The organism is Streptomyces sp. NPDC014907, from assembly GCF_055562975.1.
Window position 1 is genome coordinate 44,125 of the sequence record NZ_JBVHEG010000001.1, and the last position, 14,847, is coordinate 58,971.

Below are 14,847 nucleotides of genomic sequence, written 5' to 3' on the forward strand. Positions count from 1 at the left end.
GTGGGCACGCGCGCGTGCCCACCCCCTTCACGGGACCGCCGGCCCCGGGTCGCCTTTCAGCCGAAGACGGCGAGGCTCTTGGCCTTGCCCCGCTGGTCCTCGACCAGCGCGAGCAGCTTCCCCTCCGGCCCGAAGACCGCGACGGGACCCTTCGGGTACTCCGGCATCTCCAGGCGGACGCCGTTGAGCAGCAGCCGGGCCCGCTTCTCGTCGACGTCCCAGCGCGGGAACGCCGCCGAGGCCGCGTCCGCGACCGGCATGACCGTCAGCTCCTCCTGGAGCTGGTCCAGGGTCCTGGCCGCGTCCAGCTTGTACGGGCCGACGCGGGTGCGGCGCAGCGCGGTCAGGTGACCGCCCACGCCGAGCCCCGCGCCGAGGTCCCGGGCGAGCGCCCGGATGTACGTACCGGAGGAGCAGACCACCGAGACGACCAGGTCCACGACCGGGGTGCCGTCCTCGGCGACGGCCTCGCGGACGTCGTACACGCGGAAGGAGGAGACGGTGACCGGACGGGCCGGGATCTCGAACTCCTCGCCGCCGCGCACCCGCGCGTAGGACCGCTTGCCGTCGATCTTGATGGCGGAGACCTTCGACGGCACCTGCATGAGGGCGCCGGTCAGCTCCGCCACACCGGCGTCGATCTGCTCGCGGGTGACCTTCGACGCGTCGGCCGACGCCGTGATCTCGCCCTCGGCGTCGTCGGTGACCGTGGTCTGGCCCAGGCGGATGGTGCCCAGGTACTCCTTCTCGGTCAGCGCGAGGTGACCGAGCAGCTTGGTCGCCCGCTCCACGCCGAGGACGAGGACGCCCGTCGCCATGGGGTCGAGCGTTCCGGCGTGGCCGACGCGGCGGGTCCTGGCGATCCCGCGCATCTTGGCCACGACGTCGTGCGAAGTGAAGCCCGGCGGCTTGTCGACGATGACGAGGCCGTCGGGCGTGGGGGGTGCGGTGCTCATTCGGCGGTTTCGTCCTCGCCCGGCTTCTTGTAGGGGTCGGCTTCGCCCGCGAAGGCGGCGCCCGAGGACGCCTCCCGCACCTGGGCGTCGGAGGCGCGCGCCTTGTCGAGGAGGTCCTCGATCGTCTTGGCGTTCTCCGGGAGCGCGTCGGCCACGAAGGCGAGCGTCGGGGTGAACTTGGTGCCCGCCGCCCGGCCCACGGCCGAGCGGAGGATGCCCTTGGCGCTCTCCAGGCCGGCCGCGGCGCTCGCACGGTCCTCGTCGTCCCCGTAGACCGTGTAGAAGACCGTGGCCTCCCGCAGGTCGCCGGTGACACGGGTGTCCGTGATGGTCACGTGCGTACCCAGGCGGGGGTCCTTGATGCCGCGCTGCAGCTTCTCGGCGACCACCTCCCGGATGAGGTCTGCCAGCTTCTTCGCCCGCGCGTTGTCGGCCACTGGTCCTTCTCCTTCTTCGCCTTGCTCAAATCAGTCTTCATCAGTGTGGAGCCTGCGGCGCACCGACAGCAGCTCCACCTCCGGCCGGGCGGCGACGAGCCGCTCGCACCGGTCCAGCACGTCGCTGAGGTGTCCCGGGTCCCCCGTCACCATCGCGACGCCGATCTCGGCCCGCCGGTGGAGGTCCTGGCCGCCCACCTCCGCCACGCTCACCCCGAACTTGCGCTGGAGTTCGGCGACGATCGGCCTGACGACGGAGCGTTTCTCCTTCAACGAACGTACGTCGCCGAGGAGCAGATCGAAGGACAGTGTCCCCACGTACATGTGTGTCCGGATGTCCCGCCGGTTCGGGTTCAGTGGTCCCGCCCGTCACGGGGTGGGTACACCAGGAACCGTACACGCAACGGCCGGGGCCGATCGACGGAATAAGTTCCGCCGACCGGCCCCTGCTCACTGCTGCGATCAGGCGCGCGGCTTCTCGCGCATCTCGTACGTCGCGATGACGTCGTCGACCTTGATGTCGTTGAAGTTTCCGAGGTTGATACCGCCCTCGAAGCCTTCGCGGATCTCGGTGACGTCGTCCTTGAAGCGGCGCAGACCGTGGATCGTGAGGTCCTCGGCGATGACCTTGCCGTCGCGGACGAGGCGCGCCTTGGTGTTGCGCCTGACCTCGCCGGAGCGGATGAGGACACCGGCGATGTTGCCCAGCTTGGACGAGCGGAAGACCTCGCGGATCTCCGCCGTACCGAGCTCGACCTCTTCGTACTCCGGCTTGAGGAGGCCCTTGAGCGCCGCCTCGATCTCCTCGATCGCCTGGTAGATGACCGAGTAGTACCGGACGTCGACGCCCTCGCGCTCCGCCATCTGCGCGGCACGGCCGGCCGCGCGGACGTTGTAGCCGATGACGATGGCGTCGGAGCCCATGGCCAGGTCGATGTCCGACTCGGTGACCGCACCCACACCGCGGTGCAGGACGCGGATGTCGACCTCCTCGCCGACGTCGAGCTGGAGCAGCGAGGACTCCAGGGCCTCGACCGCACCGGACGCGTCGCCCTTGATGATGAGGTTGAGTTCCTGGACGAGACCGGCCTTGAGCACCTTGTCGAGGTCCTCGAGGGACACCCGGCGGACGCGCTTGGCGAAGGCCGCGTTGCGCTCGCGGGCGGCGCGCTTCTCGGCGATCTGACGCGCCGTGCGGTCCTCGTCGACCACCAGGAGGTTGTCGCCGGCACCCGGGACGTTGGTGAGACCGAGCACCAGGACGGGAGTCGACGGGGTCGCCTCCTCGACGTTGTTGCCCTTGTCGTCGAGCATCGCCCGGACGCGGCCGTACGCGTCGCCGACCACCACGGTGTCGCCGATGCGCAGCGTTCCGCGCTGGACGAGGACGGTCGAGACCGCACCGCGGCCGCGGTCGAGGTGGGACTCGATCGCGATGCCCTGCGCGTCCTGGTTCGGGTTGGCCCGCAGGTCGAGCGAGGCGTCGGCGGTGAGGACGACGGCCTCCAGCAGGGAGTCGATGTGCAGACCCTGCTTGGCGGAGATGTCGACGAACATCGTGTCGCCGCCGTACTCCTCGGCCACCAGGCCGAACTCGGTCAGCTGACCGCGGACCTTGGTCGGGTCCGCGCCCTCGACGTCGATCTTGTTGACCGCGACGACGATCGGGACGCCGGCGGCCTTGGCGTGGTTGAGCGCCTCGATCGTCTGCGGCATGACGCCGTCGTTGGCCGCGACCACGAGGATCGCGATGTCGGTCGACTTCGCACCACGGGCACGCATGGCGGTGAACGCCTCGTGACCCGGGGTGTCGATGAAGGTGATGCGACGCTCTTCGCCGTTGACCTCGGTGCCCACCTGGTAGGCGCCGATGTGCTGGGTGATGCCACCGGCCTCGCCCGCGACGACGTTCGTCTTGCGGATCGCGTCGAGCAGTCGGGTCTTTCCGTGGTCGACGTGACCCATGACGGTGACGACCGGCGGACGGGAGACCAGGGCCTCCTCACCGCCCTCGTCCTCGCCGAACTCGATGTCGAAGGACTCGAGGAGCTCGCGGTCCTCCTCCTCCGGGCTGACGATCTGAACGGTGTAGTTCATCTCGTCGCCGAGCATCTGCAGCGTGTCGTCGGAGACGGACTGCGTGGCCGTGACCATCTCGCCGAGGTTCATCATCACCGCGACGAGCGACGCCGGGTTGGCGCCGATCTTCTCGGCGAAGTCGGTGAGGGAGGCACCGCGCGACAGGCGAATGGTCTCGCCGTGGCCGCGGGGCAGCATCACGCCGCCCACGGACGGGGCCTGCATGGCCTCGTACTCCTGGCGCCTCTGACGCTTCGACTTGCGACCGCGACGCGCGGGACCGCCGGGACGGCCGAAGGCGCCCTGCGTGCCACCACGGCCACCCGGGCCGCCGGGACGGCCGCCGAAGCCGCCGGGACGACCGCCGAAGCCGCCGCCACCGCCGCCGGGACCACCCGGACGGCCACCGCCGCCACCGGGACCGCCGGGACGGCCGGCGAAGCCGCCGCCACCGCCGCCGGGGCCGGCCGGACGACCGGTGAAGCCGGGACGACCGCCGCCGCCGGGACCGCTGGGACGGCCGCCGGGGCCACCGGGACCACGGCCGCCGGGGCCGGGACGCGGACCCGCGGCGGGACGCTGCGGCATCATGCCCGGGTTCGGACGGTTGCCGCCGGGGGCGCCGCCGGGACGGGGAGCCTGCGGACGGGGCATGCCGCCGGGGGTGGGACGGGCGCCGCCCGGGGCGCCGGGGCCGCCGGAACGCTGTGCGCCGCCGGGGCCGCCCTGCGGACGCGGGGCGCCCGGAACGGCACCGGAGCCGCCGGGACGGGGGGCACCGCCACCCGGACGCGGCGACTGCGGGCGCGCCATGCCGGTGGAGCCGCCCGAGGTGAAGGGGTTGTTGCCCGGACGGGGACCGGCCGGACGGGCACCGCCCGGACGGGGGGCCTGCTGGCCACCGGGGCGCGGAGCGCCCTGGCCCTGGGGGCGGGGCGCCTGCTGGCCCGGACGGGCGGCCGGGCGGGGGCCCGGGGTCGCGCCGGCGGGACGCTGCTGACCGGCGGCGGGAGCCGACGGGGGCGCGGTGAACTCCGGGGTGGTCGGAGCCGGGGAGGCCGGCGCCGGCTTCGGCGCGGCCGCGGGCTTCGGACCCGGAGTGGGACGCGGGCCGGGGGCGGCCGGCGTCGAGGGCTTCTCCGCCGCTGCGGGCTTGGGCGCCGGGGTGGGCGCGCCAGGCTTCGGGGCGGCGGGACGCGTGCCCTGCGCCGGGGACGGCGCGGGGGATGCCTGCGCCGGCTTCGGCGCGGCGGGGGCGGGCGCCGCCTTGCGGGGCGCGCCGGGCTTGGCAGCGGTCTTGCCGGCGTTGCCGCCGGGACCCTGCAAAGCGTCAGTCAACTTGCGCACGACCGGCGCCTCGATCGTCGAGGACGCCGAACGGACGAATTCACCGAGTTCTTGGAGCTTGGCCATGACGACCTTGCTCTCCACACCGAACTCCTTGGCGAGTTCGTATACCCGGACCTTAGCCACTTTGCTCCTTTGTGAGGTCCGGTTACCGCCGGACCGTCGCTACTTCATGGGCGTACTCATCGCGTACTCATCGAGTGCTCATCGCAATCTCGACCTACTTCCAACTCGCGAGGTACCTGACCGCACGGTGTTCCGTGCCGTACTTCTTCACTGCTGTGCCGGTCGCTCGACGTGGTGGCGGAGCGCCGCGGTGTCGAGCGGACCCTGGACCCGGAAGGCCCTCGGGAACGCCCGGCGGCGGACCGCCAGATCGAGGCAGACCACGGCGGGGTGGAGGTACGCACCCCGGCCGGGCAGCGTACCGCGATGATCCGGAACACACTCGTCCTTATTCATCGCGATCCGCAGCAGATCGCTCTTGGCCGCTCGCTCCCGGCATCCCACACAGGTTCGCTCAGGGCACGCGCGGGCGGGCGTCCGGCCAGACACGATTAAGTCTACCTCCCCGTACCGACCTCGCCCGATCGGGGCAAGAATCGAACAGTCGTTGGCCAAAAACGATCTCAGGCCCGGTCGGCCTGCTCGCTCTGCTCGGTGTCCGGACGGATGTCGATCCGCCAGCCGGTGAGGCGCGCGGCGAGGCGGGCGTTCTGGCCCTCCTTGCCGATCGCGAGCGAGAGCTGGTAGTCCGGCACCGTCACCCGGGCCGAGCGGGCGGCCATGTCGACGACCTCGACCCGGGAGACCCGGGCCGGGGAGAGCGCGTTCGCCACCATCTCGGCCGGGTCGTCCGACCAGTCGACGATGTCGATCTTCTCGCCGAGCAGCTCCGCCATGACGTTGCGGACGCGGCTGCCCATCGGGCCGATGCAGGCGCCCTTGGGGTTCAGGCCCGAACGGGTGGCACGGACGGCGATCTTGGTGCGGTGGCCGGCCTCGCGGGCGATGGCCGAGATCTCCACCGAACCGTCGGCGATCTCCGGCACCTCCAGGGCGAAGAGCTTCTTCACCAGGTTGGGGTGGGTGCGCGACAGGGTGACGGAGGGGCCGCGGACGCCCTTGGCCACCCGGACGACGTACGTCCGCAGGCGCAGGCCGTGGGTGTACTCCTCGCCCGGCACCTGCTCCTGCACCGGGAGGATGGCCTCCAGCTTGTCGTCCAGCCTGACCAGGACGTTCTTCGGGTCCTTGCCCTGCTGCACCACACCGGCGACGACGTCGCCCTCGCGGCGCGCGTACTCGCCGAACGTCACGTCGTTCTCTGCGTCCCGCAGCCGCTGCTGGATGACCTGGCGGGCGGTGCTCGCCGCGATCCGGCCGAAGTCGGACGGGGTGTCGTCGAAGTCCTTGGGCTCCTGGCCCTCCTCCAGGTCGGAGGGGTCCTCCTTCGCCCACACGGTGACGTGACCGGTGGTCCGGTCCAGCTCCACGCGCGCGTGGCGGCGGGCGTCGGGGGTGCGGTGGTACGCGATGAGGAGGGCCGACTCGATCGCCTCGACCAGCAGGTCGAAGGAGATCTCCTTCTCATGCGCCAAGCCCTTGAGCAGCTTCACGTCGATGTCCACGGCTACGCCTCCTCTTCCTTCTTGTCCTTGCGGTTGAACTCGATCTCGACACGCGCCCTGGTGACGTCGGCGAACCCGATCCGGCGGGCGGTGGGCCTGCGCCCCTTCACGCCCGGCACCTCGAGGTCGAGGCCGTCCTCGTCCACGGCGACGATCCGGGCGACCAGCTCGCCGTCCTCGGCGAGCTGGAACCGGACGAGCCGGCCGGTGGCCCGTACGTAGTGGCGGTGCTCGGTGAGGGGGCGGTCGGCGCCGGGGGAGCTGACTTCGAGGACGTACTCGCCCTCGCCCATCGCGTCGGTCTCGTCCAGCTTCTCGGAGATCGCGCGGCTCAGCTCGGCACAGAGGTCCAGCTCCACGCCCTCGTCCGAGTCGACGACGACCCTCAGCAGTCCGCGGCGGCCGGCCCGGGAGACCTCGATCTCCTCCAGGTCCAGGTCCTTCTCGCGGACGAGCGGCTCAATGAGTCCGCGCAGCCTGTCGCTCTGGTGGGTGCTCATCCGGGTGACTCCTCGGCCGCGTGTGCTGTTGTGGTTCGTCGCGTGTCAGAACCAAAGGGTATCCGGTCCGGGAGGGTGTTGCCGTCCACCGGCCCGCGGCCCGCGGGTACGCTCGCCTGCGACGATCCCGGCGGTCTTCGCGCACGGACGGATCTTCGCACACGGGCACGGCGGCCGAGGGAGAAGGCGTGACGACGACGGGCAGGCGCGCGCTCCTCGCGGCGGGAGCCGCGGCGGGAGCGGCGGCACTGGTGGGCTGTACCGCCCCGGGCGGGGACGGCGGCCCCCGGCGGCCGGACGCCGCCGAACGGAAGGCGCGTGCCGAGGCGGCACTGCGGGCGCGCTCGGCGGCCACCGCGCGCGGGCTGCTGGAGCGCTACGACGCGGTGCTCGCCGCCCATCCGGCCCTGGCGTCCCGGCTGACCCCGCTGCGCCGCTCGGTGGCGGCCCACGTGCGGGCCCTCGGCGAGGGCGGCACGGGCGCGGCGGAACCCGTGGCGGCCTCCCCGGCCCCCTCCCGCTCCGCCCCGGCGTCCGCCTCCGCGTCCCCTCCCCCCGCCCGCGTCCCGGTGGCCGCCGACCCCGCGGCGGCCCTCCGGCAGCTCGCGGCGGCCGAGCGCGCCGCCTCCGACGGGCACGCGGCCGCGCTGCTCGCCGCCCCTCCCGAGTACGCCCGGCTGCTCGCCTCGGTGGCGGCCTCGGGCGCCGTCCACGTCCACCTGCTGACCGAAGGAGCCCGGACATGAGCGCCCTCGACGCCACCCAGGCGGCACTGGCCGCCGAGCACGCGGCGGTGTACGGGTACGGGGTCGTCGGCGGCCGGGTCGGCGCCGGACGCCGGGCGGAGGCCGCGGCCGCGTACGAGGCCCACCGGGCGCGCCGGGACGCGCTGCGCCGGACCGTGCGGGACCTCGGCGGGGCGCCGGTGGCGGCGGAGGCGGCGTACGGGCTGCCGTTCCGGGTGGCGGACCGGGCGGACGCGGTGCGGCTCGCCGCCGTCCTGGAGGACCGGGTGGCCGCCGTCTACTCCGACCTGGTCAGGGCCACCGAGGGACCGGCCCGGCGCGAGGCGGCCGCCGCGCTGCGGGAGGCGGCGGTACGCGCCGTGCGCTGGCGCGGCGCCGACGTAATCTTTCCTGGGCTCGCCGAGCGGGCCTGAGCCCCGCCCCGACCGAAGGAACAACGTACGCATGGGTTTCGAACCGCCGCAGCGACTCGTCCGGGTGCTCGGCGAGACGTACGGGGAGACCGCCGCGGCCGAGTGGCTGGGACGGCTGCCGGAGCACGCGCGGGCCGCGCTCGACCGGGGCTCCCTGGACGCCGAACGGGTGGTGGCCCCCGGCGGGCGGAGCAGCCTGGTGGTGCTCGTCCGGCGCCCCGACGGCTCCCCCGCCGCGCTCAAGGTGGCGCCGCCGTTCGCCCGGCCGGACCGGGAACGGGACGCGCTCGCCCACTGGGACGGCTGGGGCGCGGTGCGGCTGCTCGGGGAGGCCGGCGACCAGGGACTGGTCCTCGAACGGCTGCACCCCGAGGTGTCGCTGCGCTCGCTGCCGGAGGCGAAGGCGCTCCTGGAGGCGGCGGGCACCGTGCGGAAGCTGTGGGTCGAGCCCCCGGCCGGCCACGGCTTCGAGTCGGTGGCCGGGCGGACGGCCCGGCAGGTCCCGGCGATGGAGCGCCACGGCGCGGACGCGGCGGTCTCCGGCCTCACGGCGGCGGCCCTCGCGGCGCGCGAGGAGCTGGTCGCCGGGGAGAGCGAGACGCTGCTCCTGCACGGCAACTTCCGGCAGGGCAAGGTCCTCGCCGGCGACCGGGCGCCCTGGCTGGCCGTGGGGCCCGAACCGCTGGTCGGCGAGCGCGCGTACGACCTGGCCCGGCTCGTACGGGACCGGGTGGAGGACCTGGTGGCGGCCTCGGCGGGCGCCTCGGTGGCCCGGCGGCGGGTGAACAAGCTGGCGGACTCGCTGGACGTGGACCGGGAGCGGCTGCGCGGCTGGACCCTGTTCCGGGCGGTGGAGTCGGGGACGCGGGCGCTGACGGCGGGGCGGCGGCAGGACGCGGAGCTGCTTCTGGAGTTCGCGAGCTGGCTGTAGTCCGCAGGGCGGGCGCGGCCTCCGGACGGGTGGCGGCTCCCGGGGCGGGGGCGGGCAGGAGCGGACCGGGTTCGGGTTCGGGTTCGGGTTCGGGTTCGGGTTCGGGTTCGGGCGAGGTTCCACCGGCGGACGCCGTTCGCGGACGGGTGGCGGGGGAATACCCTTTTTGTAACGTTCGCCGGTCTTCGGCGTTCGGCCTTGCCCCGTCCGGGTGGCTCGACCCCAGGGAGCCGTGATGATCGAAGAGCTGCTGCTGGCAGTCGGCGGCGCGGGTGTGGCGGCGGCGGTGTACGCGGGCGCGGCGGCGCGGGTGGTCAAGCAGTACGAGCGCGGGATCGTCTTCCGCTTCGGCAGGCTGCGCGGTCAGGTGCGCCCGCCCGGCTTCACCATGATCGTCCCGTTCGTCGACCGGCTGCACAAGGTGAACATGCAGATCGTCACGATGCCGGTGCCCGCGCAGGAGGGCATCACGCGGGACAACGTGACGGTGCGGGTGGACGCGGTCGTGTACTTCAAGGTGATCGACCCGGCGGACGCCCTCGTACGGGTGGAGGACTACCGGTTCGCGGTCTCGCAGATGGCGCAGACCTCACTGCGGTCGATCATCGGCAAGAGCGACCTCGACGACCTGCTGTCCAACCGGGAGCAGCTCAACCAGGGGCTGGAGCTGATGCTCGACAGCCCGGCGATGGGCTGGGGCGTGGCCATCGACCGGGTGGAGATCAAGGACGTGTCGCTGCCGGAGACCATGAAGCGCTCGATGGCCCGGCAGGCGGAGGCGGACCGGGAGCGGCGGGCGCGGGTGATCAACGCGGACGCGGAGCTCCAGGCGTCGAAGAAGCTGGCGGAGGCGGCGGCGGAGATGTCGGACCAGCCGGCGGCGCTCCAGCTGCGGCTGCTGCAGACGGTGGTGGCGGTGGCGGCGGAGAAGAACTCGACGCTGGTCCTGCCGTTCCCGGTCGAACTGCTGCGGTTCCTGGAGCGGGCGACGCCGGAAGCCCCGGCGGGCGCGCACACGGACACGGGTCCGGACGCGGGCCGGGCCCCGGAGGTGCCGCCGCTGCTCGACGAGGCGCGCCCGGGAGGGCGGGCGACGGCGCAGGACGCGATCGAGGACCTGACGGGCACGTCGGTGGAACCGGCGCCCCGCGAGGGCGGGGCCGGCGCCGGGGCCTGAGGAGCGGGAACGCGGGAGGGCCGGGACCCGAAAGGTCCCGGCCCTCCCGCGTCCGGCGGCTACGCGGTGGTGAGGCGGGCGATCGCCTCGTCCACCGTCAGCTCCTCGCGCTCGCCCGTGCGGCGGTCCTTCAGCTCCACGACGCCCTCGCCCGAACGGCGGCCCGCGACCAGGATCTTCGGGACGCCGATCAGCTCCGCGTCGGTGAACTTGACGCCCGGGGAGACGCCCGCGCGGTCGTCGACCAGGACGCGCAGGCCCGCGGCGGACAGCTTCTCGGAGACCTCCAGGGCCAGTTCGGTCTGGAGGGCCTTGCCGGCGGCGACCACGTGGACGTCGGCCGGGGCGACCTCGGCGGGCCAGCACAGGCCCTTGTCGTCGGCGGTCTGCTCGGCGAGGGCGGCCACGGCGCGCGAGACGCCGATGCCGTACGAGCCCATGGTGACGCGGACCGGCTTGCCGTTCTGGCCGAGGACGTCGAGCTTGAGGGCGTCGGCGTACTTGCGGCCCAGCTGGAAGATGTGGCCGATCTCGATGGCGCGGTCCAGCTTGAGGCCGGTGCCGCACTTCGGGCAGGGGTCGCCCTCCTCGACGACGACCACGTCGACGTACTCGGTGACCTCGAAGTCGCGCCCGGCCACCACGTTCTTCGCGTGGGTGTGCTCCTTGTTGGCGCCCGTGATCCAGGCCGTGCCCGGGGCCACGCGCGGGTCGGCGACGTACGTGACCTTGTCGAGGCCCTGCGGGCCGACGTAGCCGCGCACGAGGTCGGGGCGGCCGGCGAAGTCGGCCTCGGTGACCATCTCGACGGTGGCCGGCGCGAAGTGCGCCTCGACCTTGCCGAGGTCGACCTCGCGGTCGCCGGGGACGCCCACGGCGACGATCTCGCCGTCGACCTTCACCAGGAGGTTCTTGAGGGTGGCGGAGGCGGGGACGCCGAGGGAGGCCGCGAGGGTCTCGATGGTCGGGGTGTCCGGGGTGGGGATCTCCTCGGCGGCGGGCACGGCCGAGCCGTCCACGGCCTTCAGGGGGAAGGAGACCGCCTCGGTGTTGGCGGCGAAGTCGCAGTTCGGGCAGTCGGCGAAGGTGTCCTCGCCGGCCTCGGCCGGGGCGAGGAACTCCTCGGACTTCGAGCCGCCCATCGCGCCCGCCGTGGCGGCGCAGATGCGGTAGTCGAGGCCGAGGCGCTCGAAGACCCGCTGGTAGGCCTGGCGGTGCAGGGCGTACGCCTGGGCGAGGCCCTCGTCCTCCGTGTCGAAGGAGTACGAGTCCTTCATCAGGAACTCGCGGCCGCGCAGGATGCCGGCGCGGGGGCGGGCCTCGTCGCGGAACTTGTTCTGGATCTGGTACAGGATGACCGGCAGGTCCTTGTAGGAGGACGCCTGGTCCTTCACCAGGAGGGTGAAGATCTCCTCGTGGGTCGGGCCGAGGAGGTAGTCGCCGCCCTTGCGGTCCTGGAGGCGGAACAGCTCGGCGCCGTACTCGTCCCAGCGGCCGGTCGCGTCGTAGGGCTCGCGGGGCAGCAGGGCCGGCAGGGAGACCTCCTGCGCGCCGATGGCGTCCATCTCCTCGCGGACGACGCGCTCGACGTTGGAGAGCACCCTCTTGCCGAGGGGCAGCCAGCTCCAGACGCCGGCGGCGGTGCGGCGCACGTATCCGGCGCGGACGAGGAGCTTGTGGCTGAGGACCTCGGCGTCCGCCGGGTCGTCGCGCAGCGTCTTCGCCATCAACTTCGACATGCGCTGGACCGGTGCGTTGGCCATGGTTCTCGTACTCCTGCCGGGCTGGGGGCCCCCGCTCCGGCGGAGCCGGAAGCCTGGGGGAGGTGATGGCCCCGAGGTTAGCCGGGCGGCCCCGGGGACGAGAAATCAGTTCCGGCGCGCCAGCGGCAGCGGGGCGCCCATCACCGCGTACGGGCGGGGGGCGCTCGGGAAGTGCACCCGGCGGGCGAGGTCCCGGTAGCCGAGGGACCGGTAGAGGCCCCGCGCCGGGCTCTCGGTGTCGATGGCGGAGAGGATCGAGCGCGGCTCGGCGGCGGTGTCGGTGAGGGTGGTGATCAGCGCGCGGCCCGCGCCCCGGCCCTGGAAGCCGGGGTGGACGTGGAGTTCGGTGATGGCGAAGGAGCCGTCGAGCCAGTCGGCGGTGCCGGTGGCGCGCAGGTACGGCTCCACGACGGTGGACCACCAGTGGGTGCGGTCGTTGGGCATGCCGTACACGAAGCCGACGAGCCGCCCGTCGGGGGTGGTGGCCCCGTAGGCGCGGGCGCCGGGGACGAGGAGGTGGCGCAGCACGATGTGGCGGCGCACGGCGACCTCGTCGGCGTCCAGCCCGAAGGCGACCGCCTGCACGACGAGGGCCTCGTCCACCCGGGCGGCGAGATCGACCGGCCCGATCGCGATCTGTGCGTCATCCATGCGGCGCACCCTACAAGCGGCTCCCCTCCCGGCACAGCACGTGCCGGGACGGCGCTCAGAAGAGCACGCTCGTGAAGGCGCCGGTCTCGCGGAAGCCGACGCGCCGGTACGCGGCCCTGGCGGGCAGGTTGTAGTCGTTGACGTACAGGCTCACGACGGGGGCGACGTCGGCCAGGGCGTACCGGAGGACGGCGGCCATGCCGGTCTCGGAGAGGCCCTTGCCCCGGTGTTCGGGAGCGACCCAGACGCCCTGGATCTGGCAGGCCTGGCGGGTCGCGGCGCCGATCTCGGCCTTGAAGACGACCTTGCCGTCCTCGATCCGGGCGAAGGAGCGGCCCGCGCCGACGAGTTCGGCGACCCGGGCCTGGTAGAGCAGGCCGCCGTCGTTGGCGAGCGGGGAGACGCCGACCTCCTCGGTGAACATGGCCACGCAGGCGGGCATGATCGCCTCCATCTCGTCCTTGCGGACGCGGCGCACCAGCGGGTCGGGCTCGACGGCGGCGGAGGGTTCCTCGGCGACCATGAGCGGCTGGTTGGCGCGGACGTCCCTGGCGGGGCCCCAGCTCGGTTCCAGGAGCCGCCACAGTTCGCCGGTGGGCCCGGCGGGGCCGACGATGGACGAGCAGCGGCGGCCGGTCCTGCGGGCCCGGTCGGCGAAGGCGCGGACGGCCCCGGGGGTGGCGCAGACCGGGACCAGGTTGGCGCCGGAGTAGCAGAGCGAACGCAGCCGCCCCTCCGTGTACCAGCCCCACATCTCGCCGCCGAGGCGCCAGGGGTCGAGTCCGGCGGCCTGGACGCGGGCGGTCACGAAGGCGTTCTCGACGGGGGCGCTCTCCAGGACGGCGAGTGCGGCGCCGAGGTCGGCGGGTTCGAGGACCCGGGTGGTCTCTGTCAACACGAGGGGGCCTCACCGTGCGGTTCCGCTGGTTCACCGCACTTTACCCGGAGGGTCGCGGGGCGCGCCTCCGACGGCGGAAGCCCCGCCCCCCGGGACGGGGGCGGGGCTTCGCGGGGGCTCCTCGGCGCCCGGTCCGGGCGGGTCAGCCGGCGACGGCGATCGTCGGCTCGCCGCTGGCGACGCCGTCCTTCTCCATCTGCTCGGCGATCTTCAGCGCCTCCTCGATGAGGGTCTCGACGATCTTCGACTCGGGGACGGTCTTGATGACCTCGCCCTTGACGAAGATCTGGCCCTTGCCGTTGCCGGAGGCGACGCCGAGGTCGGCCTCGCGGGCCTCGCCGGGACCGTTGACGACGCAGCCCATGACGGCGACGCGCAGCGGGACGGTCATGCCGTCGAGGCCGGCGGTGACCTCCTCGGCGAGCTTGTAGACGTCGACCTGGGCGCGGCCGCAGGAGGGGCAGGAGACGATCTCCAGGCGCCGCTGGCGCAGGTTCAGCGACTCCAGGATCTGGATGCCGACCTTGATCTCCTCGGCCGGCGGGGCGGAGAGCGAGACGCGGATGGTGTCGCCGATGCCCTGCGAGAGCAGCGCGCCGAAGGCGACGGCCGACTTGATGGTGCCCTGGAAGGCGGGGCCCGCCTCGGTGACGCCGAGGTGCAGCGGGTAGTCGCACTGGGCGGCGAGCTGGCGGTAGGCCTCGACCATGACGACCGGGTCGTTGTGCTTGACCGAGATCTTGATGTCGCGGAAGCCGTGCTCCTCGAAGAGGGACGCCTCCCACAGGGCGGACTCGACCAGCGCCTCGGGGGTGGCCTTGCCGTACTTCCTGAGGAGCCGCGCGTCGAGCGAGCCGGCGTTGACGCCGATGCGGATCGGCGTGCCGGCGTCGGAGGCCGCCCTGGCGATCTCCTTGACCTTGTCGTCGAACTGCTTGATGTTGCCCGGGTTGACGCGGACGGCGGCGCAGCCCGCGTCGATGGCGGCGAAGACGTACTTCGGCTGGAAGTGGATGTCGGCGATGACGGGGATCTGCGACTTCTTCGCGATCGTGGCGAGGGCGTCGGCGTCGTCCTGGGTGGGGCAGGCCACGCGCACGATCTGGCAGCCGGAGGCCGTCAGCTCGGCGATCTGCTGGAGCGTGGCACCGATGTCGGACGTGCGGGTGGTGGTCATCGACTGCACGGAGACGGGAGCGTCACCGCCGACGGCCACGCTGCCGACCTGGATCTGACGGCTCTTGCGCCGTTCGGCGAGCCGGGTCGGGACGGTCGGGATACCGAGAGAAATCGCGGTCATCTGATGTGCAACCTCAAG

General features: G+C 73.2%; 15 protein-coding genes. 4 read left to right on the plus strand and 11 right to left on the minus strand.

All coding sequences use genetic code 11. The annotated features are described in order from the left end of the window. Nucleotides 1–56: 56 nt before the first annotated feature. The 7 genes from truB to rimP form a co-directional block, all read right to left on the minus strand. The gene (truB, locus tag ACZ3IL_RS00180; protein WP_467385319.1) at nucleotides 57–956 is read right to left on the minus strand and encodes a tRNA pseudouridine(55) synthase TruB; all 900 of its coding nucleotides are present in this window, start codon (nucleotides 954–956) and stop codon (nucleotides 57–59) included. After that, nucleotides 953–1,393, minus strand: coding sequence for a 30S ribosome-binding factor RbfA (rbfA, locus tag ACZ3IL_RS00185; RefSeq protein WP_467385320.1), 441 nt, complete (start codon nucleotides 1,391–1,393; stop codon nucleotides 953–955). The genes truB and rbfA overlap by 4 nt, the downstream gene beginning before the upstream one ends. A gap of 30 nt (nucleotides 1,394–1,423) precedes the next feature. Beyond that, nucleotides 1,424–1,717: a DUF503 domain-containing protein gene (locus ACZ3IL_RS00190; RefSeq protein ID WP_467385321.1), complete on the minus strand. Its 294-nt coding sequence runs from the start codon at nucleotides 1,715–1,717 to the stop codon at nucleotides 1,424–1,426. A 138-nt stretch (nucleotides 1,718–1,855) separates the two neighbouring features. Next, nucleotides 1,856–4,945: a translation initiation factor IF-2 gene (infB, locus tag ACZ3IL_RS00195; protein ID WP_467385322.1), complete on the minus strand. Its 3,090-nt coding sequence runs from the start codon at nucleotides 4,943–4,945 to the stop codon at nucleotides 1,856–1,858. Between the two features lie 147 nt (nucleotides 4,946–5,092). Continuing rightward, nucleotides 5,093–5,374 (minus strand): YlxR family protein, encoded by a 282-nt coding sequence (locus ACZ3IL_RS00200; RefSeq protein ID WP_467385323.1) that lies wholly within the window; start codon nucleotides 5,372–5,374, stop codon nucleotides 5,093–5,095. A 74-nt stretch (nucleotides 5,375–5,448) separates the two neighbouring features. Further along, nucleotides 5,449–6,450 carry a transcription termination factor NusA gene (gene nusA, locus ACZ3IL_RS00205; RefSeq protein WP_467385324.1) on the minus strand — a complete coding sequence of 334 codons (1,002 nt, stop codon included), beginning with the start codon at nucleotides 6,448–6,450 and terminating at the stop codon, nucleotides 5,449–5,451. Nucleotides 6,451–6,452: 2 nt separating this feature from the next. Further along, complete coding sequence (rimP, locus tag ACZ3IL_RS00210) at nucleotides 6,453–6,950, minus strand: ribosome maturation factor RimP (RefSeq protein WP_467385325.1); 498 nt, start codon at nucleotides 6,948–6,950, stop codon at nucleotides 6,453–6,455. Nucleotides 6,951–7,138: 188 nt separating this feature from the next. Between rimP and ACZ3IL_RS00215 the strand changes: the two genes are divergently transcribed. From ACZ3IL_RS00215 to ACZ3IL_RS00230, 4 genes are all read left to right on the plus strand, one after another. Continuing rightward, complete coding sequence (locus ACZ3IL_RS00215; RefSeq protein ID WP_467385326.1) at nucleotides 7,139–7,696, plus strand: hypothetical protein; 558 nt, start codon at nucleotides 7,139–7,141, stop codon at nucleotides 7,694–7,696. Further along, nucleotides 7,693–8,109, plus strand: coding sequence for a DUF4439 domain-containing protein (locus tag ACZ3IL_RS00220; RefSeq protein ID WP_467385327.1), 417 nt, complete (start codon nucleotides 7,693–7,695; stop codon nucleotides 8,107–8,109). The genes ACZ3IL_RS00215 and ACZ3IL_RS00220 overlap by 4 nt, the downstream gene beginning before the upstream one ends. A 31-nt stretch (nucleotides 8,110–8,140) precedes the next feature. Beyond that, nucleotides 8,141–9,040, plus strand: a complete 900-nt coding sequence (locus tag ACZ3IL_RS00225) for an aminoglycoside phosphotransferase family protein (protein ID WP_467385328.1) — start codon at nucleotides 8,141–8,143, stop codon at nucleotides 9,038–9,040. Between the two features lie 235 nt (nucleotides 9,041–9,275). Beyond that, nucleotides 9,276–10,217, plus strand: coding sequence for a slipin family protein (locus tag ACZ3IL_RS00230; RefSeq protein ID WP_467385329.1), 942 nt, complete (start codon nucleotides 9,276–9,278; stop codon nucleotides 10,215–10,217). Between the two features lie 59 nt (nucleotides 10,218–10,276). On the opposite strand, the gene ACZ3IL_RS00235 is transcribed toward ACZ3IL_RS00230, so the two are convergent. From ACZ3IL_RS00235 to ispG, 4 genes are all read right to left on the minus strand, one after another. Next, entirely contained in the window at nucleotides 10,277–11,980 is a 1,704-nt protein-coding gene (locus tag ACZ3IL_RS00235) for a proline--tRNA ligase (RefSeq protein ID WP_467385330.1), read from the minus strand. Between the two features lie 105 nt (nucleotides 11,981–12,085). After that, a complete protein-coding gene (locus tag ACZ3IL_RS00240; RefSeq protein WP_467385331.1) occupies nucleotides 12,086–12,631 on the minus strand; it encodes a GNAT family N-acetyltransferase in 546 nt (181 codons plus the stop codon). Between the two features lie 55 nt (nucleotides 12,632–12,686). After that, the gene (locus tag ACZ3IL_RS00245) at nucleotides 12,687–13,529 is read right to left on the minus strand and encodes a GNAT family N-acetyltransferase (protein ID WP_467385332.1); all 843 of its coding nucleotides are present in this window, start codon (nucleotides 13,527–13,529) and stop codon (nucleotides 12,687–12,689) included. Nucleotides 13,530–13,671: 142 nt separating this feature from the next. Then, nucleotides 13,672–14,829: a flavodoxin-dependent (E)-4-hydroxy-3-methylbut-2-enyl-diphosphate synthase gene (gene ispG, locus ACZ3IL_RS00250; protein ID WP_467385333.1), complete on the minus strand. Its 1,158-nt coding sequence runs from the start codon at nucleotides 14,827–14,829 to the stop codon at nucleotides 13,672–13,674. Between the last annotated feature and the right edge of the window lie 18 nt (nucleotides 14,830–14,847).

Bases quoted from the DNA above. Each gene is read 5' to 3' on its own strand.
- truB (WP_467385319.1), bottom strand. From the start codon at position 956: ATGAGCACCGCACCCCCCACGCCCGACGGCCTCGTCATCGTCGACAAG.
- ACZ3IL_RS00190 (WP_467385321.1), bottom strand. From the start codon at position 1,717: ATGTACGTGGGGACACTGTCCTTCGATCTGCTCCTCGGCGACGTACGT.
- rimP (WP_467385325.1), bottom strand. From the start codon at position 6,950: ATGAGCACCCACCAGAGCGACAGGCTGCGCGGACTCATTGAGCCGCTC.
- ACZ3IL_RS00220 (WP_467385327.1), top strand. From the start codon at position 7,693: ATGAGCGCCCTCGACGCCACCCAGGCGGCACTGGCCGCCGAGCACGCG.
- ACZ3IL_RS00225 (WP_467385328.1), top strand. From the start codon at position 8,141: ATGGGTTTCGAACCGCCGCAGCGACTCGTCCGGGTGCTCGGCGAGACG.
- ACZ3IL_RS00230 (WP_467385329.1), top strand. From the start codon at position 9,276: ATGATCGAAGAGCTGCTGCTGGCAGTCGGCGGCGCGGGTGTGGCGGCG.
- ACZ3IL_RS00235 (WP_467385330.1), bottom strand. From the start codon at position 11,980: ATGGCCAACGCACCGGTCCAGCGCATGTCGAAGTTGATGGCGAAGACG.
- ACZ3IL_RS00240 (WP_467385331.1), bottom strand. From the start codon at position 12,631: ATGGATGACGCACAGATCGCGATCGGGCCGGTCGATCTCGCCGCCCGG.
- ispG (WP_467385333.1), bottom strand. From the start codon at position 14,829: ATGACCGCGATTTCTCTCGGTATCCCGACCGTCCCGACCCGGCTCGCC.